Consider the following 21934-nt stretch of genomic DNA (forward strand, 5'->3'; position numbering starts at 1 on the left):
AGCGCAAGGCAGGGATAAGACCGGATTATCCCCCCAAAGCATTGCCGACACGCCGCGCCTAGCCGCGTCCGCGATATCCCGGCACGGCCTGATCGGGCAGCCACAGCCCGGTGGGCGGCGTCCCGGTCTGCCAGAACACGTCAATGGGCATGCCTCCGCGCGGATACCAATAGCCGCCGATCCGCAGCCATGTGGGCGCAAGAAGATCAACCAGCCGCCTGCCGATGCCGACGGTGCAATCCTCGTGGAACGCACCGTGATTGCGGAAGCTGCCCAGATACAGCTTCAGCGATTTCGATTCGACCAGCCAGGCGTCGGGCACATAGTCGATCACCAGATGCGCGAAATCGGGCTGACCCGTGATCGGGCACAGGCTGGTGAATTCGGGCTGCGTGAACCGCACGGCATAAGTCTGGCCGGGCTGCGGATTCGCGACCCGTTCCAGGATCGCGGAATCGGGATTGTCGGGCAGATCGGCTTTCCTGCCAAGCTGGGTCAGCGCGTCGGTATAGTGGCTCATCTGGTGCTCCTGTTTTGACCGGGTGGGCTGCGACCGGATGGCAAGCCCTACCAATCGCGCGCGGCGTAGCCAAGACATGCGCGCGACATCCCGCCGCCTTGCAAACCACCGCCCGGCGCAGGATCCTGCGCCAATCATGATTGCCAGATTCGAGATCACCTCTGAACAGATCGACTGCGTCGTTGCCGTGTTCTACGGCGCGGTGCGGCGGCACGAGATGCTTGGCCCGGTCTTCGCGGCCCATGTCACCGACTGGACCGGACACGAGGCCAAGATCGCCCGGTTCTGGAAACGCGCGATCCTGTATCAGCCGGTCTATGACGGAAACCCGATGCGGGCGCATCTGCAGGCCGGCGACGTGATGCCCGAACATTTTTCGCACTGGCTGGCGCTGTTCGACGAAACCTTGCGCCGGACGCTGAAGCCGGAACCCGCTGAGGCATGGTCGGCGCTGGCCCATCGGATCGGTCGGGGGCTGCGCATGGGGGTCGAGGATATCCGCCCTGAAGTCGCCTTCGGTCCGCCGATCCTGCGCTGAGCGGGGCGATGCGATCAGCCGCGAGACCGGGGCGGACGGGGTCTGTAGACCGGCAGCCGCCATCCCCAGATCATGCTGCCCGCGCGCAGCACCCACGCGGCGGCTGCGCAGGCGATCAGCGCATGGCTGGCCTGTAACCCCGCCCAGACCAGGATCACAGCGGCTGCCGCACCGCCGAACGCGGCAGTCAGATACAGTTCGCCCTGTTTCAGGACCAGCGGCACCTCGTTGCCGACCACATCGCGCATCAGCCCGCCGAACGTGCCCGTGACGACCCCCATGATGACCACGATCACGGGACCAAGGCCGCTTTCCATCGCGACGCCGACCCCGGCCGCGACCGCCACGGCCAAGGCCACACTGTCCAGCCAGACCAGCAGGCGGTAGCGGCTTTCGAAAAGATGCGCGGTCCAGAAGACCAGCAGCGCGGCACCCGCCGCGATCAGCACATAGGCGGGCTGGGCCACCCAGAAGACCACCCGCCCCAGGATCAGGTCGCGCAGCGTGCCGCCGCCAACCGCAGTCAGCGACGCCATGAAGACAAAGCCCACCGGGTCCAGCTGCGCCCGACTGGCGACCAGCGCGCCGGTCAGCGCAAAGACCAGGACCGAGCCATAGTCCAGCGCCGCGACCAGCGCATCAGGCGTCATTTGAACGGCGCCATCCCGGCGCGTGCCAGTTCGTCGGCGCGTTCATTCTCGGCATGGCCGGCATGGCCCTTGATCCAGCGCCATTCGACATCGTGGCGCGCCTGCGCCTGGTCCAGACGCTGCCACAATTCGACATTCTTGACGGGCTTCCTGTCGGCGGTGCGCCAGCCGTTCCGCTTCCAGCCATGGATCCACTGACTGACCCCGTTCTTGACATAGGCACTGTCGGTCACGATCACGATGCGGCTTGGCCGGGTCAGCGCCTCCAGCGCCGATATGGCGGCCATCAACTCCATTCGGTTATTGGTCGTGGCCGCCTCGCCGCCCTGCAATTCGCGTTCCTTTACGACAGTGTCGCCGTCCAGGGCGCGCATCAGAACACCCCAACCACCGGGGCCGGGATTGCCGCTGCACGCGCCGTCGGTCCATGCAAACAGGTCCGTCACGCGCGGCTGACCGCCAGTTTCAGGCCAAGCGCGGCGAAGGACGCCGCAAAGCCACGGCGCAACCAACGCATCGCGCGATCCGATGACAGGACCGCATCGCGGCCACTGGCGGCCAGCGCGGCGTAGCCGACAAACACCGCAAATGTCATCGCCGCGAAGGCCAGACCCAGTTCCACCAACGCGCCGGTGCCCGCCCCCGCGGGCAGGAATTGCGGCAGGAAGGCCATGAAGAACATCGGCAGCTTGGGATTCAGCAGGTTCAGCATGATGCCGCGCCGGACGATGACACGTGCTGCCACGTGATCACCGGGGCGAAACAGCAAGCCACCCTCGGCCTGCAGGATGCCCCATGCCATCCACAGCAGATAGGCGACGCCCGCGAACTTCACCGCCTGGAACAGCAATGCGCTGGCATGCAGCAACGCGGCCAGACCGGCCATCGCCATCAGCATGTGAAGGATGGGCGGGATGGTGCAGCCGATCGCCGCCCACAGCCCGGCCCGAAATCCGCCCGACAGCGTGGATGACAACGTGTAGATGACGCCGACGCCAGGGGCGACACAGACGATGAAGGCCGTCAGAAGGAACTCGATGCTCATTGGTCCAGCCTTGTGAAACCGGGCAGCCCCTCGACACGGGCCAGCCATGATGTGAGATCGCAAAATCTGGTCAGATCATAGCCGCCGCGCGTCCCCGCAGTGTGGGTATAGGCATACAGACACAGATCGGCCAGGCTGGGCGTCTGGCCGACCAGCCAGTCGCGCCCCTTCAACGCATCCTCCATCACCTGCAACAGCGCGTGACCGCGTTCCAGCAGATCGGCCAGCCTCTCGGGCGTCGCATCCGATGCGCGATGGGGATAGCTGACCAGCGCCTGACGGACGGCGATGACCGGTTCGTGGTTGTATTGTTCCCAGAACATCCAGCCCAGCATCTGCGCGCGCTGCACGGCATCTTCTGGGATGAAGTCGCTTCCCTCGCCAAGAAACCAAAGGATCGCGTTGGATTCGCCCAGCACGCGGCCATCGTCCAGCAGCAGCGCAGGTACCTTGCCATAGGGCAGCGTTCCATCCGCCCTGGACCGCGCCAGCGCGTCCGAGCCGTATTCGCAATCGACGATCTCGACGACGCGCCGGGTCAGAGCCAGGATCAGCCGGACCTTGTAACTGTTCCCCGAGGACGGCATCGAATACAGCCGCATGATCGCCCCTTTTCCCTGTCAGAACGGCCTAAGCCCGGTCTATGCCGGTTCGCGCAGCACGCGCGGAACCTTGAATTCAATGTTCTCTTGCGCGGTTTCCACCACTTCGACCGTCACATCGAAACGTGCGCGAAAGGCATCGATCACCTCGGTGATCAGCACCTCGGGCGCGCTGGCGCCGGCAGTCACGCCGACGGCGCGTATGCCGTCGATCGCGCGCCAGTCGATCTGATCGGCGCGCATGACCAGTTGCGAATAGGCGCAGCCCGAGGCCTTGCCCACCTCGACCAGACGCTTGGAATTGCTGGAATTCTGTGCACCGATCACCAGCAGCGCATCGATCATCGGCGCCACCGCCTTGACCGCCGCCTGGCGATTCGTGGTGGCGTAGCAGATATCCTCCTTGGCCGGCCCTATGATCGAGGGGAAGCGCGCCTGAAGCGCCGCCACGATCCCGGCGGTGTCATCGACCGACAATGTGGTCTGGGTGATGAAGGCCAGCCGGTCCGGGTCGCGCGGGGCGATCTGCGCGACATCGGACACCGTCTCGACCAGGATCACCTCGCCTTCCGGCAATTGTCCCATTGTTCCAAGGACCTCCGGGTGCCCGGCATGGCCGATCATGACCATCTGCAGCCCTGCGGCGTGGTGTCGTTCGGCCTCGACATGGACCTTGCTGACCAGCGGACAGGTCGCGTCCACGAACACCATCTCGCGCCTGCGTGCCTCGGCCGGGACGGCCTTGGGCACGCCATGGGCGGAAAAGATCACCGGCCGGTCATCGGGGCATTCATTCAGTTCCTCGACGAAGACAGCGCCTTTTTCACGAAGCGAATCAACGACATACTTGTTGTGGACGATCTCGTGCCGGACATAGACCGGGGCGCCCCATTTCTGCAGCGCCATTTCGACGATCTTGATGGCGCGGTCGACGCCGGCGCAGAACCCGCGCGGCGCGGCAAGATAAAGGGTCAAAGGCGGCTTGGCGTGTTCCATGCCGCTGACCTAGCGCGACCGGGCCATTTCGTCCAGCGTCAGGACGGTCACGATGCGTCCACCGCCGATGCACCGCACGTGCACAGGCTGTACACAGCTGGCGGGCGTTGCGTGTTGCGTCCCCGGGTCATGGGGATTCGGGCAAAGAAGAAGCATCGGATGCCACGGCCAGCAGCCCGGTGACATCCAGATGCGCCTCGAGATGGTCGGCCAGCCGGTCCAGCGTCGCCTCGACGCCCGCCTCGTAGCCCGGCTGCGACGCGGCGCCGAGCCGCGACAGATAGGCGGCGCGAAAGCCGTCATCGGAAAACAGCCCGTGCAGATAGGTGCCGACGATCCTACCATCCGCGCTGATCGCGCCGTCCGGGGCAGGCATATGCGCGAAGGGGCGTGCGCAGTCGGGGCCGTCGCTGCGGCCCATGTGAATCTCGTAGCCGGTGACATTCCGACCAAGCGCGGTGCCCGAAACCCGTTCCAGCCGCTTGTCGGCCGCCATGACCGTGTCGATATTCAGAATGCCCAGACCGGGCGTTTCGCCCGCCATGCCGTCGCGCCCCGAGGGGTCGCGGATCGTCCGTCCCAACATCTGATAGCCGCCACAGAGCCCCAGAACATGTCCGCCGCGGCGCACATGCGCGGCAAGGTCGATGTCCCAGCGCTGCGCACGCAGGAACGCCAAATCGCCAAGCGTCGACTTGGTGCCGGGAATCACGACCAGATCGGCATCGCCGGGAATCGGCCGTCCCGGCCCCAGCATCGTCAGGCTGACGCCCGGTTCCGCCGCCAGCGGGTCGAGATCGTCGAAATTCGCGATTCGCGACAGCGTCAGGCAGACGACATGGACCCCCTGCCCCCTCGAGGCGCGCAGATCCACCGCATCCTCGGCCGGCAGGCGGTGGGCGTCGGCAAACCACGGAACCACGCCGAAGCCGGGCCAGCCGGTGCGGTCGGCGATATGGCGGTATCCGTCGTCGAACAGGCGCGGATCGCCGCGGAACTTGTTGATCAGGAAGCCGCGGATCATTGCCGCGTCCTCCGGGTCGATCACCGCCTGCGTGCCGACGATCTGGGCGATCACCCCGCCTCGGTCGATGTCACCGGCCAGCACCACCGGCACCCCGGCCGCACGGGCGAAACCCATATTGGCGATGTCGCGGGGCCGCAGATTGACCTCGGCGGGGCTGCCCGCGCCCTCGACGATCACCAGGTCATGCGCCGAGGACAGGCGATGAAAGCTGTCCAGCACGCCGGCCATCAGCCGTGGACGCAGCGCCGCATAGTCGCGCGCCTCGGCCCGCGCGATGGCGCGGCCCTGCAGCACCACCTGTGCGCCGGTGTCCGTCTCGGGCTTCAGCAGGACCGGGTTCATGTCGGTCAGCGGATCAAGGCCGCAGGCCCGCGCCTGCAGCGCCTGGGCCCGGCCGATCTCGCCGCCGTCTCGTGTCACGGCGGCGTTGTTCGACATGTTCTGCGGCTTGAACGGTGCGACCCCGATGCCGCGCCGCCGTGCCGCGCGGCAAAGGCCCGCGACCAGCATCGACTTGCCGACATTGGAGCCTGTGCCCTGAATCATCACTGCCGGCATCACGGACACTCTGCTTGCCATCACCTGCATCGGTGACTAGATAGGCGCGTCCGCAAATGAAAGGCCGAATTCCGTGCAAAACGTCGTGCTGACCATCCACCTGATCCTGGCGGTGCTGCTGACCGGGGTCGTGCTGCTGCAACGGTCCGAGGGTGGCGGGCTTGGCATGGGCGGCGGCAGCGGCGGCGGCGTCATGAGCGGACGTCAGGCCGCCAATGCGATGACCCGGCTGACCTGGGTGTTCGGCATCGCGATCTTCTGCACGTCGATCGGGCTGACGGTGATTGCCGCCCGCGAGGCCTCGGACGGATCGATCATGGATCAGATGGGTGTGCCCGAACAGCAACAGGCCCCCGCTTCGAACCTGCCGAGCCTGCCGGCCTATACCCCGCCCCCTTCGACCGGCGGCGATCCGATGACCCCGCCGGCGCCGGATGCGCCCGCGGCCAGCGCACCGGCCCCTGCAGCGCCTGAAAACGAGGCGCCGGCAGCGGATGCGGTGACACCGCCCGCCGCCGAGGCACCGGCCGAAACCACAGCCCCCGAGGCCGCGTCCGATCCCGCGCCGGAAGAACCAGCCGCCCCCGCGCCGTCGAACTGACGCCATACAACAATTTGGGGCAGAATATTTCTGCCCTACATCAACTTGCGGTCCGTTGCGGCCACGGGGCGAATCGTCTATATCTTTAGTCCCGTGATGCAGACGCTTCGGCGGTCCGCAGATCATCGAATTTTGCACATCACGGGGTCTTCATGGCGCGTTACATCTTTATCACCGGCGGCGTGGTATCGTCCCTTGGCAAGGGGCTGGCCTCGGCGGCGCTGGGGGCGCTGTTGCAGGCGCGCGGCTTTACCGTCAGGCTGCGCAAGCTGGACCCCTATCTGAACGTCGATCCGGGCACGATGAGCCCGTTCGAGCATGGCGAGGTCTTCGTCACCGATGACGGTGCGGAAACCGATCTGGACCTGGGCCATTACGAACGCTTCACCGGCGTGGCGGCGCGCAGGACCGACAGCGTGTCCTCGGGGCGGATCTATTCCAACGTGCTGGAAAAGGAACGGCGCGGCGAATATCTGGGCAAGACCATTCAGGTCATTCCGCACGTTACCAACGAAATCAAGGATTTCATTGGCATCGGCGAGGACGAGGTCGATTTCATGCTGTGCGAGATCGGCGGCACGGTGGGTGACATCGAGGGCCTGCCCTTCTTCGAGGCGATTCGCCAGTTCACCCATGAACGCCCCCGCGGCCAGTGCATCCTGATGCATCTGACGCTGCTGCCCTATCTGGCGGCCTCGGGCGAGTTGAAGACCAAGCCCACGCAGCATAGCGTCAAGGAACTGCAATCCATCGGCCTGGCCCCCGACGTGCTGGTCTGCCGGTCCGAACACCCGATCCCGGAAAAGGAACGCGCCAAGATCGCGCTGTTCTGCAATGTCCGCCCGGATGCGGTGATCCCGGCCTATGATCTGAAATCCATCTACGAGGCGCCCTTGGCCTATCACCGCGCCGGGCTGGACCGGGCCGTCCTGGACGCCTTTGCGATCAGCCCCGCGCCACGCCCGGACCTGTCGAAATGGGAAGACGTGATGGACCGGCTGGACAATGCCGAGGGTCAGGTCAACATCGCCGTGGTCGGCAAATACACCCAGCTTGAGGACGCCTATAAATCCATCGCCGAGGCGCTGACCCATGGCGGCATGGCCAACCGCGTCAGGGTCAAGGCCGACTGGGTCGACAGCGAACAGCTGGAAGGCGAAGGCGCGCATCTTCTGGACGGCTATCACGGCATCATCGTGCCGGGCGGGTTCGGCGAACGTGGCACCGAAGGCATGATCACCGCCGCGAAATACGCCCGCGAGAAGGACGTGCCCTATCTGGGCATCTGCCTGGGCATGCAGATGGCGGTGATCGAGGCGGCGCGGAACCTGGCCGACATGCCCGATGCCGGGTCCGAGGAATTCGACCACGAGGCCGGCAAGACCCGCTTTACCCCGGTCGTCTATCACCTGAAGGAATGGGTGCAGGGCAATTACACGGTGCAGCGCAAGGTCGGTGACGACAAGGGCGGCACGATGCGGCTGGGTGCCTATACCGCGATGCTGGCCGAAGGATCCAAGATCAGCGAGATCTATGGCGGCGCGACCGAGATGGAGGACCGCCACCGCCACCGCTATGAAGTGGACGCGAAATATCGCGAGGCGCTGGAGGCGGCGGGGCTGTCATTCTCGGGCATGTCGCCGGACGGCAAGCTGCCCGAGGTGATAGAGTATCGCGATCACCCGTGGTTCATTGGCGTCCAGTCGCACCCGGAATTGAAATCGAAACCCTTCGATCCGGCGCCCCTGTTCGCGGGCTTCGTGCGGGCCGCGATGGAGGAAGGGCGGCTGGTGTGATAGGCAAAAATGATTGCCATACTAAGACCGCGCACCTAGCCTTGGCCGCGTTCTTCAGCAGGAGCGCCTGATGCCCACAACCACGCCGACGTGGATCTGGTACGACGCGGGCGATATCTACACCCGCGCCACCTCGGACACGGCCGGTTTCGAAGCATCCGTGCGAAGCGGCGGCCCGGTGCTGTCCAGCTATACCGAAGACGCCTTCATCAACGACCAGAACGATGATGAGCGCATCGACGATATTGATTCCCTTGGGACCGGCGATACGTTCACGCCCGGCGCAGCCGAAGGCATCACCATCGGGGGCTCGTTCCGTCAGGTCGAGACGTTTTCCCGGTTTTTTGTGGATGCGGTCACGACGGACGGTGCGACGGTCAGCGACCTTCCCATGATCACCTATCAGTTCAGTGATGGCAGCATCGCGTTTCGGCTTGCAGACCCCGGGGTTGCGACGCTGCTGTCGAATGGTGTCCAGCGCAATGAAATCGCCGATTTCCAGTTCGGCGACGAACCGGCGCTGTTCTTCAGGTCCATTGCAGTGGACGGTCACAACGACGCCTTTCCCTGCTATGCTGCGGGTACGATGATCGACACGCCGAATGGTCAGACCCCGGTCGAGAAACTGAAGGTCGGCGACCTAATATGGACCCTGAAGAACAGCCAGCAACCGATCCGCTGGATCGGACAGCGGCGGATCACGTTTCCACGCGACGGCAGCCGCGACCACCTGCGGCCGGTCCGCATCGACCTGAACTTGCTGACCGGCGCGGCTTGCGAGGGCAGGCTGACGATCACCGTTTCGCCGCAGCACAGGATCCTGCTGCGCTCGCCCATCGTTCAGCGCATGTTCGACACGCCGGAAATTCTTGTCCCCGCCAAGGCGCTGCTGGGTCGGCCCGGCTGCCGGGTGGTCGAGGACATTCCCGCAATCACATATGTCCATTTCATCTGCGACGACCATCAGATCGTCGCGGCGGACGGTGTTCTCAGCGAAAGCCTGTATCTGGGCGATCAGGCGTGCAGCATGCTTGGCCGCGAGGCCATGTCCGAGATCATGGAGATATTCCCCGAGTTGCGGGACCATGGAATTCGCAAGGCGGCACCGTTCGCGGGCGTCCGCAAGGGGCGCCGGCTTGTCGAACGGCATCTGCGGAACCAGCGCCCGCTTGGTGCGCTGCGCTCGGCACACTGAAAAGACCTCATCGGTCCGCGCGCTAGCGTTTGCCGTGGGCCAGTGACATGGCCTCCTCCATCCCGCGCAGCCGCAGCATCGCCCATGTGCCCACCACGGGCCCCGGCAGCAGGGCGACGAAGGTCCACTGCCAGCCCCCCAGCAGTGCCGCGATATGCGGCATCAGCCAGATCGCCAGAACGGTCAGCGCGAAACCAATGCTGACCTGCAAGGTCAGGGCCGTGCCGATCAGACGGGGATTCGCAAGCTCGGTCACGGCGGCCGAGAACTGGGCGCTGTCGCCGATGATCGAGATGCCCCAGATGACTGCGATCAGTGCCAGCAGCCAGGCGGGGCCGGTGAAGGCAAAGCCGATCAACGCAGCACAGGTGCCGGATACCGCCATCATCCCGGCAGTCGTCAGGCAGCGGCCGATGCGGTCCGACAGCACGCCTCCAAGGATGCAGCCGACAACGCCCGACGCCACCACGATGAACGCAAAGATCGACGGCCCGCCGAATGGCATGATGCCGTTCTGCCCCGCCGCCCTCGCGAAGGCCAGAAACCACGCCCACATCGCATAAAGTTCCCACATATGGCCGAAATAACCGATATTGACCAACAGGACCGGGCGGTTGCGCAGCACGGCCAGCGCCTGACGCGGATCGAATGTCGCGCGACCGAAACCGTGCGGCCCCTCGCGCACCAGAAGCCCGAAGATCGCCGCCGAGCTGAGCGTGGCGGCGGTCGAGGCGATCACCACCACCCGCCAATCGACGCCGCCGCCAAGGGCGCGAAACAGGTGCGGCATTGAAGATCCCAGCGTCAGCCCGGCAATCAGGAACCCCATCGCCAGCCCCCGTCCGCGCACGAACCACGTCGCCATCAGCTTCATGGCGGGCGGATACAACCCGGCCAGCGCCACACCGGTCACGAACCGCGCGGCAACCGCAGCCGTGAAACCCGGTTGAAGCAGCAGCACCGCGTTTGCCGCCGCAGCCAGCAGCGCCGACAGCGTGATCAGCCGGGTGATCCGCATGATGTCGGGCAGGTTCACCAGCGACGACGCCAGCGCGCCCAGCACAAAGCCGATCTGCACCGCGTTGGTCAGCCACCCCGCCTGAGCGGGGCTGAGCTGCCAGTCCCGGATCAGTTCGGGGATGATCGCGGTGGCGGAAAACCAGCAGGTCATCGCGCCGATCACGCCGGCGCAGATCAGCGCCAGCGCCAGCCAACGGTTTTCCGCTGCAGGGATCAGGTCTCGGCCTGCTGGGGTTCGCGCGGGGGCCGGCCGATGATGTCGCGCAGGGCGTCAAGTTCGATGAAGTTGTCGGCCTGACGGCGCAGATCATCCGCGATCATCGGTGGCTGCGACCGGATCGTGGACACGACCGAGACGCGGACCCCCTGACGTTGAAGCGATTCGACCAGCGGACGAAAATCGCCATCGCCCGAGAACAGCACGGCATGATCCAGACGCGGCGCAAGTTCCATGGCATCCACCGCAAGTTCGATGTCCATGTTCCCCTTGACCTTCCGCCGGCCCATCGTGTCGGTGTATTCCTTGGCGGACTTCGTGACGACACAGTATCCGTTGTAGTGCAGCCAGTCGACCAGCGGACGGATCGGGGAATATTCCTCTCCGTCGATCAGGGCGGTGTAGTAATAGACCCGTGTCAGCTTGCCGCGGCGGTCGAATTCCTGCCGCAGTAATTTGTAATCTATATCAAACCCAAGCGATTTCGCGGCGGCGTATAAATTCGCGCCATCAATGAACATCGCCAGTCGATCATCCTTGTAGAACATTCGGTGTTGCCTTCAATCAGACTTCTTGTGTGTTATTTGCTTGGCGACGCGCAGTTTGTATCCCAGCGACAGGTGGACCCGGGATGCGCATGTCGCAAGTGACAGGCTAGGATGGTTGGGCAGGCATGCGGAAGCTGTCTTTCGGTATCATATGTTTAGGCGCAAACCTGCCGTCGTCTGATCTTGGCGCGAGTGAGACGCTTCGATCAGCGGTAGGCATTCTGCATACTGAACCGGATATTTCAATAACCGCCGTCAGCAGAATCTGGCGCACCCCGGCGTATCCGCCTGGCTCGGGTCCGGATTACACCAATGCGGCGGCGCTGATCCGAACGGCCCTGCCGCCCGAGGATCTGTTGGCGCGGCTGCATGCGATCGAGGCCCGGGCAGGTCGTGATCGCAGCACCGGACGCTGGTCGGCGCGCGTGCTGGATCTGGACCTGATCGCGCTGGACGATCTGGTGCTGCCCGACCTGCAGACGCATCGGCACTGGACCGGGCTTGATCCCGAACGCCAGCGTCGCGAAGCCCCCGACAGGCTGATCCTGCCGCACCCGCGAATGCAGGATCGCGGCTTCGTGCTGGCCCCGCTGGCCGAGATCGCCCCGGACTGGCAACACCCGGTGACCGGGCGCAGCGTCGTGCAGATGCTGGCCGCGCTGCCGCCCGACGCGCTGACCGGCATGGCACCGATGACGGCGGGCACGGCCACCTCAGCTTGACATTTCCGGGCTGCGCCATCACTACTCCGGTTTCGCCCCGGATACCCGATTCGCAAATGCACAGGTGACACATGGCCCGCGTAACGGTCGAAGACTGCGTCGACAAGGTTCCCAACCGTTTTGACCTGGTGATGCTGGCCGCGCACCGCGCGCGCGAGATCGCCTCGGGCAACGCGCCCACGGTGGACCGCGACAACGACAAGAACCCGGTCGTCGCGCTGCGCGAGATCGCCGAGGAAACCCAGCCGGTGGATGATCTGCGCGAGCGGATGATCGAATCGACCCAGACGCAGATCGAGGTCGATGAGCCCGAAGAGGACGCGATGGCGTTGCTGCTGGGGGCCGAGGTCGATCGGCCCAAGCCCGCCGACGAGGAATCCGAAGAGCGGATGCTGCGCATGATGCTGGAAGCCAACCAGCGCTAAGGCAGAACGGAAGAGGTCCTCGACAGGCATGATCGACGTCGAAGACCTCATTGCGCTTGTCCGCAACTACAACCCGCGCAGTGACGCGGGGCTGATCCGCGACGCCTACGAATACGGCATGCGGATGCATGAGGGGCAGTTCCGGCACTCGGGCGAGCCCTACTTTACCCATCCCATCGCAGTCGCCGCCATCCTGACCGAAATGCGGCTGGACGACGCGACCATCGTCACCGCCCTGCTGCACGACACTGTCGAGGACACCCGGTCCACGAAGGAAGAAATCTCGGCGATGTTCAGCGCCGAGATTGCCGATCTGGTGGATGGGGTCACCAAGCTGACCAATCTGCAGCTCAGCAGCGCGCAGTCGAAGCAGGCCGAGAATTTCCGCAAGCTGTTCATGGCGATGTCCCGCGACCTGCGGGTGATCCTGGTCAAGCTGGCCGACCGGCTGCACAACATGCGCACGATCCGCTCGATGCGGCCTGACAAGCAGGTGCAGAAGGCGCGCGAGACGATGGACATCTATGCGCCGCTGGCCGGGCGCATGGGCATGCAGTGGATGCGCGAAGAGCTTGAGGATCTGGCCTTCAAGGTCATCAATCCCGAAGCCCGCAATTCGATCATCCGGCGTTTCGTCAGCCTGCAGAAGGAATCGGGCGATGTGATCGGCCAGATCACCGCCGATATCCGCACCGAACTGGAAAAGGAACGGATCGACGCGGACGTGTTCGGCCGCGCGAAGAAACCATTTTCCGTCTGGCGGAAAATGCAGGAAAAACAGCTGGCCTTCTCGCGGCTGTCGGACATCTATGGCTTTCGGATCATCACCCGGACCGAGATGGACTGCTATCGCGCGCTTGGGGTGATCCATCATCGCTGGCGGGCGGTGCCCGGTCGGTTCAAGGACTATATCAGCCAGCCCAAGGCGAACGGTTATCGTTCGATCCACACCACCGTATCAGGACGCGACGGCAAGCGGGTCGAGGTGCAGATCCGCACCCGACAGATGCACGAGGTGGCCGAGGCGGGCGTCGCCGCGCATTGGGCCTATCGCGACGGGGTGCGCACCAAGAACCCGTTCGCGGTCGATCCGGCAGCCTGGATCGACAGCCTTGCCGACCGTCTGGACGGCGAGGATCACAACGAGTTTCTCGAGCATGTGAAGCTGGAGATGTATCAGGATCTGGTCTTCTGCTTCACGCCCAAGGGCGACGTGATGCAGCTGCCCAAGGGTGCGACGCCGATCGACTTTGCCTATGCCATTCACACGCGGCTGGGAAACAGCTGCGTCGGCGCCAAGGTCGACGGAATCCGCGTGCCGCTGTGGACGCGGCTGAAGAACGGCCAGTCGGTCGATATCATCTCGGCCTCGGGCCAGCGTCCGCAGGCGACGTGGCTGGACATCGTCGTGACCGGACGGGCCAAGGCGGCGATCCGGCGGTCGCTGCGCGAAGAGGATCGCGACCGTTTCATCCGGCTGGGTCGCGAGCTGGTGCGCGTCAGTTTCGAACATGTCGGTCGCAAACCGACCGACAAGGCGCTGCGCACCGCCGCCAAACAGATGGGGTTAGCCAACGCCGACGACCTTCTGGCCCGGATCGGCAGTGCCGAGAATTCGGCCAAGGAAGTGCTGGACGTCCTGTATCCCGAACTGGCCGACGCGCCGCAGGACGAGATCGACCGCAAGCGGCCCTTCGCAGGGCTTGAGGCGGACGCGGAATTCCAGCGCGCGCCATGCTGCAACCCACTGCCGGGTGAACGGATCGTGGGCATCACCTATCGCGGCAGGGGCGTGGTCATCCACGCCATCGACTGTCCGGTGCTGGCCGAGTTCGAGGACAGCCCGGATCGCTGGGTCGATCTGCAGTGGCGCGACGGACGCCATCCCGCCGCCTATTCGACCCTGCTGAATCTGACCATCCGGCATGATGCGGGGGTCCTTGGACGCATCTGCGGGTTGATCGGGGCGCAGGGGGCGAATATCTCGAACCTCGAGTTCATTGACCGCAAGCCGGATTTCTACCGGATCGAGGTCGAGGTCGAGTTGCGGGACCATGAGCATCTGCACAACCTGCTGACCGCACTGGAGGCGGAAAGCGACGTGGCGCAGGTGGCACGGATCCGCGATCCGGCACTGAAGCCGTAGGGCCGCGGTCGCGCGCCTTAGCGATAGATCGGGTGGGAAGTTGTTCAAGCGCCGCAAACCGCGCAGCTACGGCCAGATGGCCAGCGACATGATCTATCCGCGCGGCGGATGGCGCCGTGCGGGCACATATGTGCTGCACCGTGTGCGCAGGCTGCCGGATCAGCCGCACCGGATCGGCCGTGGCGTCGCGGCGGGCGTGTTCGTGTCGTTCACGCCGCTGTTCGGGCTGCATTTCCTGTCCGGCGCGGCCTGTGCCTGGCTGATCGGCGGCAACATCCTTGCGGCGCTGCTGGCGACCTTCGTCGGGAATCCGGTCACCTTTCCCTTCATCGCCGTGCTGGCGGTCAGCCTTGGCCGGCAGTTGCTGGGCTTTGACGGCGATCTGGGTCCGCAGATGATCTTTGGCGAATTCGCCCGCGCCAGCGCCGAGCTGTGGCACAATATCCGGTCGATCTTTGGCCCTGAAGAAGCCCATTGGGGCCATCTGGCCGAGTTCTTTCAACAGGTTTACTGGCCCTATGTCGTCGGCGGCAGCATCATCGGGCTGGCGGTCAGCATCGCCGCGCATTACCTGACCGTGCCGGTGATCCGCGCCTATCACCGCAGGCGGCAGAAGAAGATGGCCGAACGGATCGCCAGGGTCGCCGCGCATCGCCAGATCCAGACGACCGCGACGCCCGTGGCGCCGCAGGACGATGACGATACGCGTCGCTGAGGGCTAGTATCCCTTGTTTCGGTCCACCAGATGCAGGATCGGCGCGCCCGACATCGCGCGGCGCAGATTTTCGGCCACCACCGGCGCTGCGGTCTGCGGGCGCGTCTCGGCGGCGATATGGGGGGTGACGGTCACGCCGGCATGGCCCCAGAACGGATGCGACGGCGGCAGGGGTTCGTCACGAAAGACATCCAGAACCGCGTGTCCCAGCTGCCCGCGATCCAGCGCGGCCAGCAGTGCATCATCGTCGATCAGCGTCCCGCGGCCGGGGTTGATCAGCCATGCCCCCTTGGGAAGATGCACCAGTCGTGCCGCGTTCATCAGCCCGCGTGTGTCCGGGGTCTCGGGCAGCAGGGTCACCAGGATGTCCGCCCGCTGCAATGCCTGATCAAGATGGTCTCCGGGCAGGACCTCGACGCCGTCCACCGGCCGGCCTGACGCGCTGAAACCGGTCAACCGGAAGCCGATCGGCCGCAACATCGCGGCCACGGCACGGCCAAGTTCGCCCATGCCCAGGATCACGACATCGCGCTCCCGGGCCAAGGGCGGGATCTGACCGTTGCGCCAGTTCCCGTCCTGCAGATAGCGGTCCATCCCCAGATGCGCGCGCATGACCCAGCCCGTGCAGAATTCGGCCATGCCCTGTGCCAGCCCCGGATCGACCATCCGGGCCAGGGGTTGTGTCAGCGTCGGGTTGGTAACGATGCGTTCGACCCCCGCCCAGAGGCTTTGGACAAGCCTTGCATTGCTGAAGGGGGACAGATCGTCGATCTCGCCGCCTGGGGCGTAGATGATGGCGTCGAAGCCTGCGGGGGCGCCGTCGCGCGCCAGATCCATCTCGGGGCAGGCCGACCGCAGGGCCGGCGCCCAGTCGGACCACATCTTGTCGGGGGCTGCGAACAGGACCTTCATCGCGTCACCTTGGCCTGTGAACATGCGCGGACTGGACCATGCCGAAGCCCATCAGCAAGATCATCATCGCCGTGCCGCCATAGCTGACCAGCGGCAGCGGCGAGCCGACGACCGGCAGAAGCCCCATCACCATGCCCATGTTGATTGAAAAATAGACGAAGAACGTGCCGCTGATGCCGATGGTCAGCAGCGCGCCGAAACGGTCGCGGTTGGACAGCGCCGAATAGAGACAGAACCCGATGATCAGCGTGTAAAGCACCAGCAACGAGAACGCGCCGACGAAACCGAATTCTTCGGCCAGCACCGTAAAGATGAAGTCGGTCTGCTTCTCGGGCAGGAAGTTCAGCCGCGACTGCGTGCCCTGCATGAAGCCGCGGCCCGACCAGCCGCCCGATCCCAGCGCGATCTGCGCCTGCGTGATGTTGTAGCCGGCGCCCAGGGGATCGACCGACGGGTCGATGAACGTGTCGATGCGGCGGTACTGATAGTCCTTCAGCAACTGCCAGTCGGTTCCGCGGCTGGACATCACGGCGTAGACCAGCCCGCCGATCATGGCGAACACCGCGCCGAAATACCACAGCGAGACGCCCGCCGCGAACATCAGTATCCCGCCCCCCGCGACCAGCATCAGCGAGGTGCCCAGATCCGGCTGCTTCAGCACCAGCGCGGTCGGCAGCAGGATCAGCGCCACCGGGATCAGCACCCACAGCGGGCGGGACACACGGTTCACCGGCAGCATGTCGTAATAGGCGGCCAGAACCAGAACCAGCGCAATCTTCATCAGTTCCGAGGGTTGCAGCCGGATCGGACCGAACTCGATCCAGCGCTGCGCGCCCATGCCGATATCGCCGACCAGTTCCACCGCAACCAGCAGCAGAAGGCACAGCACATAGGAAAACACCGAGACGCCGCGCCAGAACCACATCGGCACGAAGGCCAGCGCGAACATCGCCGCCATGCCCACGGCAAAGCGATACATCTGCGGCTTGGCCCAGGTGTCGGCCTGCCCGCCAGCGACGGAATACAGCATCACGAAGCCGAAACAGGCGACCGCCGACAGCAGGAACACCAGCGGCCAGTTCAGATACAGGATCTTGCGCCACCCGGTCGGTGCCTGTGCAACCTGATAGTCAAGATAGGCCATCGCCGCCCCCTGTCACGCGCGGGTCCGGCCGGATTTCGGCGGGTCGGGCGTGTAAAGATGCATGGCGTCGTGGCGCGCCTCCATCTCGGCGCGTTGATCCGACGGCACCGAATCCAGCGGCGGCAGCCCGCCTTCCAGCGCGAACAGCATGATGTCGCGGGCGATGGGAGCCGCGACCGCCGATCCGCCGCCGCCATGTTCGACGACCACCGACACGGCATAGCGGGGTGCCTGAAACGGCGCGAAGCAGACAAACAGCGCATGGTCGCGGCGATTCCACGGCAACTGTTCGTTGCGTACGACGCCCCGCGCGCGCTCGGCGGCGGTGATGTTGCGGACCTGGCTGGTTCCGGTCTTGCCGGCCATGCGCCAGTCGTCGCGCAGGATGCGGGACCGACGGGCCGTGCCATGCGCGCCGTTCATGACCGCGTCCATCCCGCCACGCGCCAGCCGCAGCCATGCCTCGTCGATCCCCAGCGGTTCTGCTTCGACCAGCGGCTGGGGAATACCGTCCAGCGCACGCACAAGTCGCGGCACGATCGCCCGGCCCGTCGCAACCCGCGATGTCATCACCGCCAATTGCAGCGGTGACGCCAGAACATAGCCCTGCCCGATCGACGCGTTCAGACTGTCACCGATCTGCCAGGACTGGTCATAGCGCGCCTTCTTCCACGCCCGGTCCGGCGCGATCCCCTCGGCCACTGCCGACATCGGCAGGTCGTGCGTCACGCCGATCCCCAGCCGCCGGGCCATCGCCGCGATCCGGTCGATGCCGACGCGCTGCGCCAGTTCGTAATAGAAGACGTCGCAGCTTTGTTCGAGGCTCTGGATCGGGTCCATCGACCCGTGCCCGCCGCCCCGCCAGCAATGGAACCGCCGTCCGCCTACCTCGGTGAAGCCGGGGCAGTAGAAGCGCGACCCGCCATTGATCAGCCCCGCATCCAGCCCGGCCAGCAGAGTGACCATCTTGAAGGTCGATCCGGGCGGATAGACGCCCTGCACGGTCTTGTCGGCCAGCGGACGGTGATCGTGACTCATCAGCGCGCGATAATCGGTACTGGAGATGCCGCGCACGAACTTGTTGGGATCGAAGCTGGGCGAGGAACACATGGCCAGCAGATCGCCGGTCTGGACATCCATCACCACAGCCGCCGCGCTTTCCTGCCCCAGACGCTGCGCGGCATAGTTCTGCAATCGCGCGTCCACGGTCAGTTGCACCGTCGCGCCCTGTTCGCCCTCTTGCCGGCTCAGTTCGCGCATCTCGCGTCCGGCGCTGTTCACCTCGACCCGGCGGGCACCGGCCTTGCCACGCAGCACCCCCTCCAGCTTGGCTTCGGCACCGACCTTCCCAAGCTGGAATTCGGGCAGCATCAGCACCGGGTCCGGATCCTCGATCTTGGACAGGTCGTAATCCGACACCGGCCCGACATAGCCGACCACATGGGCCAGGTCGCCGGCGCGCGGATAGGCCCGCGACAGGCCGGATTCCGGCGTCACCCCCGCCAGCGACGGTGCGTTCACGGCGATCGAGCTGAACTGTTCCCAGCTCAGCCGATCGGCCAGCACGATCGGCGTGATCGCCGTGCGCCGGGAAAATTCCTCCATAAGCTCGGCCATGCGGGCATCGCTGATCGGGATCAGCCGGGACAGGCGGCGCAGCACCGGCTCGACATCACCCCCAGCCTCTTCGCGGGTCAGAGTGACGCGGTAATTCTGTTCATTGCCCGCGATCACCAACCCGTTGCGGTCATGGATCAGCCCGCGCGCCGGTGGCAACAGGCGGATCTTGATCGAGTTTCCGTCGGACAAAAGGCGATATTCCTCGGCATGTTCCAGCTGCATCGACCGCAGCCGCAGCGCCAGCGTCGTCACCACCCCGAACTGGATACCGGCCAGCAACAGGCCCCGCCGGCCGACCCGGCGGCTTCCGTCCTGCGTGTCTCGCGATGATCTTTTCATCGGCTGTATCTCATCATTTCGGCCTCGGTCGCGGTGATCCGGCGCAGCCCGATCAACCAGCGGGCCACGAAAACCACCAGCGGGTAGGCCGTCACCGTCGCGATCAGTTGCAGCATCACCTGCCCCAGCGGCGGGGGCTGCATCAGGAACAGCAGCAACACCACGCGATAGCCCAGCATAATCGCGCCGATCAGAATGGCGACGCGCAGCCATTCAACCATGAATGGCTGATCGCGCCAACGCCCCTCACGCAGCCGTGCGGCCTCGGTTCCCATAAGAACCAGCACCGCCCACAACCCCAGCGGACGCAACAGCAGCACGTCTTCGGCCAGAAACACCAGCGCGATCACCGGCGCGGCAAGCTGATCGGGGCGCCGCAGCACCCATGCGAAGGTCAGGCACAGCCCCAGATCCGGCCCCGGCCACCCGGTCAGGCCCGCCGACAAGGGCAGCAGCCGCACGAACAGCAGCGCACCCATGCACAGCAAAAACAACGCAGTACCGATCACCAGTTGCCGTCCCGGTGCCTCAATCATCTGCGCCCACCGAGGCCAGAGGGTCGGTGGCGCGGGCAGCCTCGACCGGTGAGGTCGGCAGTTCCGGCCCGATCAGGCCCTGATCGCCCGGACGGATGATCGCCCCGGAATCGACGACCGCCTCGGCGGGATGGGCGCGCAGCACGCGCAGAAACTCCAACCGGCCATAATCCGCGGCCATGCGCAGCCGCATCCGGCCATCGCTGGCCTGCACGACCTGTCCGACCAGAAGGCCGGGGGGAAAGACGCCGCCATCGCCCGATGTCACCACGCGGTCGCCGGGGCGGACATTGTCCGGCGCTTCGACGAAATCCAGCACCGGAAGCGGCGTGTTGTCGCCGTTCAGCAGTGCCCGGTCGCCCGATGGCTGGATCGTCACCGGAATGCGCGATGAAGGGTCAGTCAGCAGCACGACCCGGCTGGTCCGCTGCCCGACGCCCGAGATGCGCCCGACCAGACCCAGCCCGTCCATGGTCGCCCAGCCATCGACGATGCCGTCCTGCGCGCCCACGTTCAGAAGGACAGACTGGCGAAAGGCGGACCCGGAATCGACCATTACCACCCCGGTCACGCTGGTCAGGGCGGGGTCGATACGGACATTGTTCTGCGCCAGCAGCTTGGAATTTTCCTGTTCCAGCTGCACGGCGGCTTCCTTCCAGGCCTGCATCTTCTGCAGTTCGCGCCGCAATTCCTGGTTCTGTTCGTAGATGCGGGCATAGGACTGGAAACCCGCGACCATCTGGCTGAGCTGAGTGACCGGCGCGAAGGCCCATTCAAAGCTGGGCACGACGCGGTCGATCAGCCCGGTCCGCATGCGTTCGGCACGCGGGCTGTCGATCCGCCAGAACAGGAACAATGCGATCAGCACAATCGCCAGCAGCGCGATCAGCACGCGCCTGACGGGTGTTGCGAAATCGGGTCCCTTGCGCGCCATTCAGGGCCTCCGCACGGGCGGCATCAACTGTCGTAGTCGATGACGTGGCGCAGTTGCTTTTCGAATTCAAGCGCCTTGCCGGTTCCCAGCGCGACGCAACTCATCGGCTGGTCGGCCAGGGTGATCGACAGACCGGTCTGCTCGCGCAGCGCCAGATCCAGATCGCCCAGCATCGCGCCGCCGCCGGTCAGCATCACGCCGCGATCGACGATGTCGGCGGCAAGATCGGGGGGCGTCGATTCCAGCGCCACCATGACCGCCTCGCAGATGGCCTGCATCGGTTCGGTCAGCGCCTCGGCGATCATCGCCTGGCTGATCTCGATTTCCTTGGGGATGCCGTTCAACAGATCGCGACCGCGCACCATGATCGTGGCGCCCCGCCCATCATCGGGCATCCGCGCAGTGCCGATCGAGGTCTTGACCCGTTCTGCGGTCGAGTCGCCGATCAGCATGTTCTGGTTGCGCCGCAGATAGTTGATGATCGCCTCGTCCATGCGGTCACCGCCGATCCGGACCGAACGCGCATAAACCACGTCGCCCAGCGACAGCACCGCGACCTCGGTGGTGCCGCCGCCGATATCGACCACCATCGAGCCTGTCGGTTCGGTGATCGGCATGCCCGCACCAATGGCCGCCGCGATCGGTTCGGCGATCAGGCCGGCCTTGCGTGCGCCGGCGGACAGAACCGACTGGCGGATCGCCCGCTTCTCGACCGGGGTGGCGCCGTGGGGCACGCAGACGATGATCTTCGGCTTCGAGAAGGTGGTGCGCTTGAACACCTTCTTGATGAAATGCTTGATCATTTCCTCGGCGCTGTCGAAGTCGGCGATGACGCCTTCGCGCATCGGGCGGATCGCCTCGATGCTGCCGGGGGTGCGGCCCAGCATCAGCTTGGCATCCTCGCCCACGGCCAGGACCTGCCGCTTACCTTCCTTGACATGATAGGCCACGACCGACGGCTCGTTCAGGATGATGCCCTTGCCCTTGACGTAGATCAGCGTGTTCGCCGTCCCAAGGTCAATTGCGATATCGGTCGAAAACAAACCGCCGAATGCCATGCCCGTAATCCTTTCGCGCCGGTTTCTCCGGCCCTGCCCGTTTCTGTAGCGCCCGATCAGGCTGATGCCG

At 65.2% G+C, this 21934-nt stretch carries 23 protein-coding genes; 8 read left to right on the forward strand and 15 right to left on the reverse strand.

Annotated elements, in window-relative coordinates:
• Positions 1–58: 58 nt before the first annotated feature.
• Complete coding sequence (gene queF / locus J7359_RS00175; protein WP_209054515.1) at positions 59–520, reverse strand: preQ(1) synthase; 462 nt, start codon at positions 518–520, stop codon at positions 59–61.
• 136 nt (positions 521–656) lie between these two features.
• Here queF and J7359_RS00180 point away from each other — a divergent pair, with 136 nt between their 5' ends.
• A complete protein-coding gene (locus tag J7359_RS00180; RefSeq protein ID WP_209054516.1) occupies positions 657–1058 on the forward strand; it encodes a group III truncated hemoglobin in 402 nt (133 codons plus the stop codon).
• Between the two features lie 14 nt (positions 1059–1072).
• Here the strand turns inward: J7359_RS00180 and J7359_RS00185 are convergent, their stop codons facing one another.
• The 6 genes from J7359_RS00185 to J7359_RS00210 all read right to left on the reverse strand — a co-directional run bounded on the left by J7359_RS00185 (position 1073) and on the right by J7359_RS00210 (position 5936).
• On the reverse strand, positions 1073–1708 hold the full coding sequence (locus J7359_RS00185; protein WP_209054517.1) for a trimeric intracellular cation channel family protein: 636 nt from the start codon (positions 1706–1708) through the stop codon (positions 1073–1075).
• Complete coding sequence (rnhA, locus tag J7359_RS00190; protein ID WP_209054518.1) at positions 1705–2154, reverse strand: ribonuclease HI; 450 nt, start codon at positions 2152–2154, stop codon at positions 1705–1707. The genes J7359_RS00185 and rnhA overlap by 4 nt, the downstream gene beginning before the upstream one ends.
• A complete protein-coding gene (locus J7359_RS00195) occupies positions 2151–2753 on the reverse strand; it encodes a LysE family translocator (protein ID WP_209054519.1) in 603 nt (200 codons plus the stop codon). Before J7359_RS00195 ends, rnhA begins: the two co-directional genes overlap by 4 nt.
• A complete protein-coding gene (locus J7359_RS00200; RefSeq protein WP_209054520.1) occupies positions 2750–3355 on the reverse strand; it encodes a glutathione S-transferase family protein in 606 nt (201 codons plus the stop codon). Before J7359_RS00200 ends, J7359_RS00195 begins: the two co-directional genes overlap by 4 nt.
• Positions 3356–3394: 39 nt before the next feature.
• Positions 3395–4351, reverse strand: a complete 957-nt coding sequence (gene ispH, locus J7359_RS00205; RefSeq protein WP_209054521.1) for a 4-hydroxy-3-methylbut-2-enyl diphosphate reductase — start codon at positions 4349–4351, stop codon at positions 3395–3397.
• 127 nt (positions 4352–4478) lie between these two features.
• On the reverse strand, positions 4479–5936 hold the full coding sequence (locus tag J7359_RS00210; RefSeq protein ID WP_209054960.1) for a cobyric acid synthase: 1458 nt from the start codon (positions 5934–5936) through the stop codon (positions 4479–4481).
• Between the two features lie 73 nt (positions 5937–6009).
• Between J7359_RS00210 and secG the strand changes: the two genes are divergently transcribed.
• The 3 genes from secG (at position 6010) to J7359_RS00225 (ending at position 9528) form a co-directional block, all read left to right on the forward strand.
• On the forward strand, positions 6010–6537 hold the full coding sequence (secG, locus tag J7359_RS00215; protein ID WP_209054522.1) for a preprotein translocase subunit SecG: 528 nt from the start codon (positions 6010–6012) through the stop codon (positions 6535–6537).
• A 152-nt stretch (positions 6538–6689) separates the two neighbouring features.
• Positions 6690–8333: a CTP synthase gene (locus tag J7359_RS00220; RefSeq protein WP_209054523.1), complete on the forward strand. Its 1644-nt coding sequence runs from the start codon at positions 6690–6692 to the stop codon at positions 8331–8333.
• A 70-nt stretch (positions 8334–8403) separates the two neighbouring features.
• Positions 8404–9528, forward strand: coding sequence for a Hint domain-containing protein (locus J7359_RS00225; RefSeq protein WP_209054524.1), 1125 nt, complete (start codon positions 8404–8406; stop codon positions 9526–9528).
• A gap of 22 nt (positions 9529–9550) precedes the next feature.
• On the opposite strand, the gene J7359_RS00230 is transcribed toward J7359_RS00225, so the two are convergent.
• Together J7359_RS00230 and J7359_RS00235 are read right to left on the reverse strand one after the other, a co-directional pair.
• The gene (locus J7359_RS00230; protein WP_348524304.1) at positions 9551–10711 is read right to left on the reverse strand and encodes an MFS transporter; all 1161 of its coding nucleotides are present in this window, start codon (positions 10709–10711) and stop codon (positions 9551–9553) included.
• 50 nt (positions 10712–10761) lie between these two features.
• Positions 10762–11313 (reverse strand): NYN domain-containing protein, encoded by a 552-nt coding sequence (locus tag J7359_RS00235; protein ID WP_209054526.1) that lies wholly within the window; start codon positions 11311–11313, stop codon positions 10762–10764.
• 125 nt (positions 11314–11438) lie between these two features.
• Between J7359_RS00235 and folK the strand changes: the two genes are divergently transcribed.
• From folK to J7359_RS00255, 4 genes are all read left to right on the forward strand, one after another.
• Complete coding sequence (folK, locus tag J7359_RS00240) at positions 11439–12035, forward strand: 2-amino-4-hydroxy-6-hydroxymethyldihydropteridine diphosphokinase (protein ID WP_209054527.1); 597 nt, start codon at positions 11439–11441, stop codon at positions 12033–12035.
• Positions 12036–12106: 71 nt separating this feature from the next.
• Positions 12107–12460 (forward strand): DNA-directed RNA polymerase subunit omega, encoded by a 354-nt coding sequence (gene rpoZ / locus J7359_RS00245; protein ID WP_209054528.1) that lies wholly within the window; start codon positions 12107–12109, stop codon positions 12458–12460.
• Positions 12461–12488: 28 nt separating this feature from the next.
• Entirely contained in the window at positions 12489–14606 is a 2118-nt protein-coding gene (locus J7359_RS00250) for a bifunctional (p)ppGpp synthetase/guanosine-3',5'-bis(diphosphate) 3'-pyrophosphohydrolase (RefSeq protein ID WP_209054529.1), read from the forward strand.
• Positions 14607–14646: 40 nt separating this feature from the next.
• Positions 14647–15321 carry a DUF2062 domain-containing protein gene (locus tag J7359_RS00255; protein WP_209054530.1) on the forward strand — a complete coding sequence of 225 codons (675 nt, stop codon included), beginning with the start codon at positions 14647–14649 and terminating at the stop codon, positions 15319–15321.
• Positions 15322–15324: 3 nt separating this feature from the next.
• On the opposite strand, the gene J7359_RS00260 is transcribed toward J7359_RS00255, so the two are convergent.
• Genes J7359_RS00260 through J7359_RS00285 form a run of 6 tightly spaced genes read right to left on the reverse strand, consistent with a single transcriptional unit; the run spans position 15325 to position 21864 of the window.
• Positions 15325–16233 carry a glyoxylate/hydroxypyruvate reductase A gene (locus tag J7359_RS00260; RefSeq protein ID WP_209054531.1) on the reverse strand — a complete coding sequence of 303 codons (909 nt, stop codon included), beginning with the start codon at positions 16231–16233 and terminating at the stop codon, positions 15325–15327.
• Positions 16234–16237: 4 nt separating this feature from the next.
• Positions 16238–17377: a rod shape-determining protein RodA gene (rodA, locus tag J7359_RS00265; RefSeq protein ID WP_209054532.1), complete on the reverse strand. Its 1140-nt coding sequence runs from the start codon at positions 17375–17377 to the stop codon at positions 16238–16240.
• Positions 17378–17389: 12 nt separating this feature from the next.
• Positions 17390–19336, reverse strand: coding sequence for a penicillin-binding protein 2 (mrdA, locus tag J7359_RS00270; protein WP_209054533.1), 1947 nt, complete (start codon positions 19334–19336; stop codon positions 17390–17392).
• Positions 19333–19872 (reverse strand): rod shape-determining protein MreD, encoded by a 540-nt coding sequence (locus J7359_RS00275; RefSeq protein ID WP_209054534.1) that lies wholly within the window; start codon positions 19870–19872, stop codon positions 19333–19335. The genes mrdA and J7359_RS00275 overlap by 4 nt, the downstream gene beginning before the upstream one ends.
• Complete coding sequence (mreC, locus tag J7359_RS00280) at positions 19865–20806, reverse strand: rod shape-determining protein MreC (protein ID WP_209054535.1); 942 nt, start codon at positions 20804–20806, stop codon at positions 19865–19867. Before mreC ends, J7359_RS00275 begins: the two co-directional genes overlap by 8 nt.
• Positions 20807–20829: 23 nt before the next feature.
• Complete coding sequence (locus J7359_RS00285; protein WP_209054536.1) at positions 20830–21864, reverse strand: rod shape-determining protein; 1035 nt, start codon at positions 21862–21864, stop codon at positions 20830–20832.
• Positions 21865–21934: the final 70 nt, after the last annotated feature.

Origin of the sequence: Paracoccus sp. R12_2 (assembly GCF_017744015.1) — a bacterium.
Lineage (GTDB): Bacteria > Pseudomonadota > Alphaproteobacteria > Rhodobacterales > Rhodobacteraceae > Paracoccus.

Bases quoted from the DNA above. Each gene is read 5' to 3' on its own strand.
- queF (WP_209054515.1), bottom strand. From the start codon at position 520: ATGAGCCACTATACCGACGCGCTGACCCAGCTTGGCAGGAAAGCCGAT.
- J7359_RS00180 (WP_209054516.1), top strand. From the start codon at position 657: ATGATTGCCAGATTCGAGATCACCTCTGAACAGATCGACTGCGTCGTT.
- J7359_RS00185 (WP_209054517.1), bottom strand. From the start codon at position 1,708: ATGACGCCTGATGCGCTGGTCGCGGCGCTGGACTATGGCTCGGTCCTG.
- J7359_RS00195 (WP_209054519.1), bottom strand. From the start codon at position 2,753: ATGAGCATCGAGTTCCTTCTGACGGCCTTCATCGTCTGTGTCGCCCCT.
- J7359_RS00200 (WP_209054520.1), bottom strand. From the start codon at position 3,355: ATGCGGCTGTATTCGATGCCGTCCTCGGGGAACAGTTACAAGGTCCGG.
- ispH (WP_209054521.1), bottom strand. From the start codon at position 4,351: ATGGAACACGCCAAGCCGCCTTTGACCCTTTATCTTGCCGCGCCGCGC.
- J7359_RS00210 (WP_209054960.1), bottom strand. From the start codon at position 5,936: ATGCCGGCAGTGATGATTCAGGGCACAGGCTCCAATGTCGGCAAGTCG.
- J7359_RS00220 (WP_209054523.1), top strand. From the start codon at position 6,690: ATGGCGCGTTACATCTTTATCACCGGCGGCGTGGTATCGTCCCTTGGC.
- J7359_RS00225 (WP_209054524.1), top strand. From the start codon at position 8,404: ATGCCCACAACCACGCCGACGTGGATCTGGTACGACGCGGGCGATATC.
- J7359_RS00235 (WP_209054526.1), bottom strand. From the start codon at position 11,313: ATGTTCTACAAGGATGATCGACTGGCGATGTTCATTGATGGCGCGAAT.
- folK (WP_209054527.1), top strand. From the start codon at position 11,439: ATGCGGAAGCTGTCTTTCGGTATCATATGTTTAGGCGCAAACCTGCCG.
- rpoZ (WP_209054528.1), top strand. From the start codon at position 12,107: ATGGCCCGCGTAACGGTCGAAGACTGCGTCGACAAGGTTCCCAACCGT.
- J7359_RS00250 (WP_209054529.1), top strand. From the start codon at position 12,489: ATGATCGACGTCGAAGACCTCATTGCGCTTGTCCGCAACTACAACCCG.
- J7359_RS00260 (WP_209054531.1), bottom strand. From the start codon at position 16,233: ATGAAGGTCCTGTTCGCAGCCCCCGACAAGATGTGGTCCGACTGGGCG.
- rodA (WP_209054532.1), bottom strand. From the start codon at position 17,377: ATGGCCTATCTTGACTATCAGGTTGCACAGGCACCGACCGGGTGGCGC.
- mrdA (WP_209054533.1), bottom strand. From the start codon at position 19,336: ATGAAAAGATCATCGCGAGACACGCAGGACGGAAGCCGCCGGGTCGGC.
- J7359_RS00275 (WP_209054534.1), bottom strand. From the start codon at position 19,872: ATGATTGAGGCACCGGGACGGCAACTGGTGATCGGTACTGCGTTGTTT.
- mreC (WP_209054535.1), bottom strand. From the start codon at position 20,806: ATGGCGCGCAAGGGACCCGATTTCGCAACACCCGTCAGGCGCGTGCTG.
- J7359_RS00285 (WP_209054536.1), bottom strand. From the start codon at position 21,864: ATGGCATTCGGCGGTTTGTTTTCGACCGATATCGCAATTGACCTTGGG.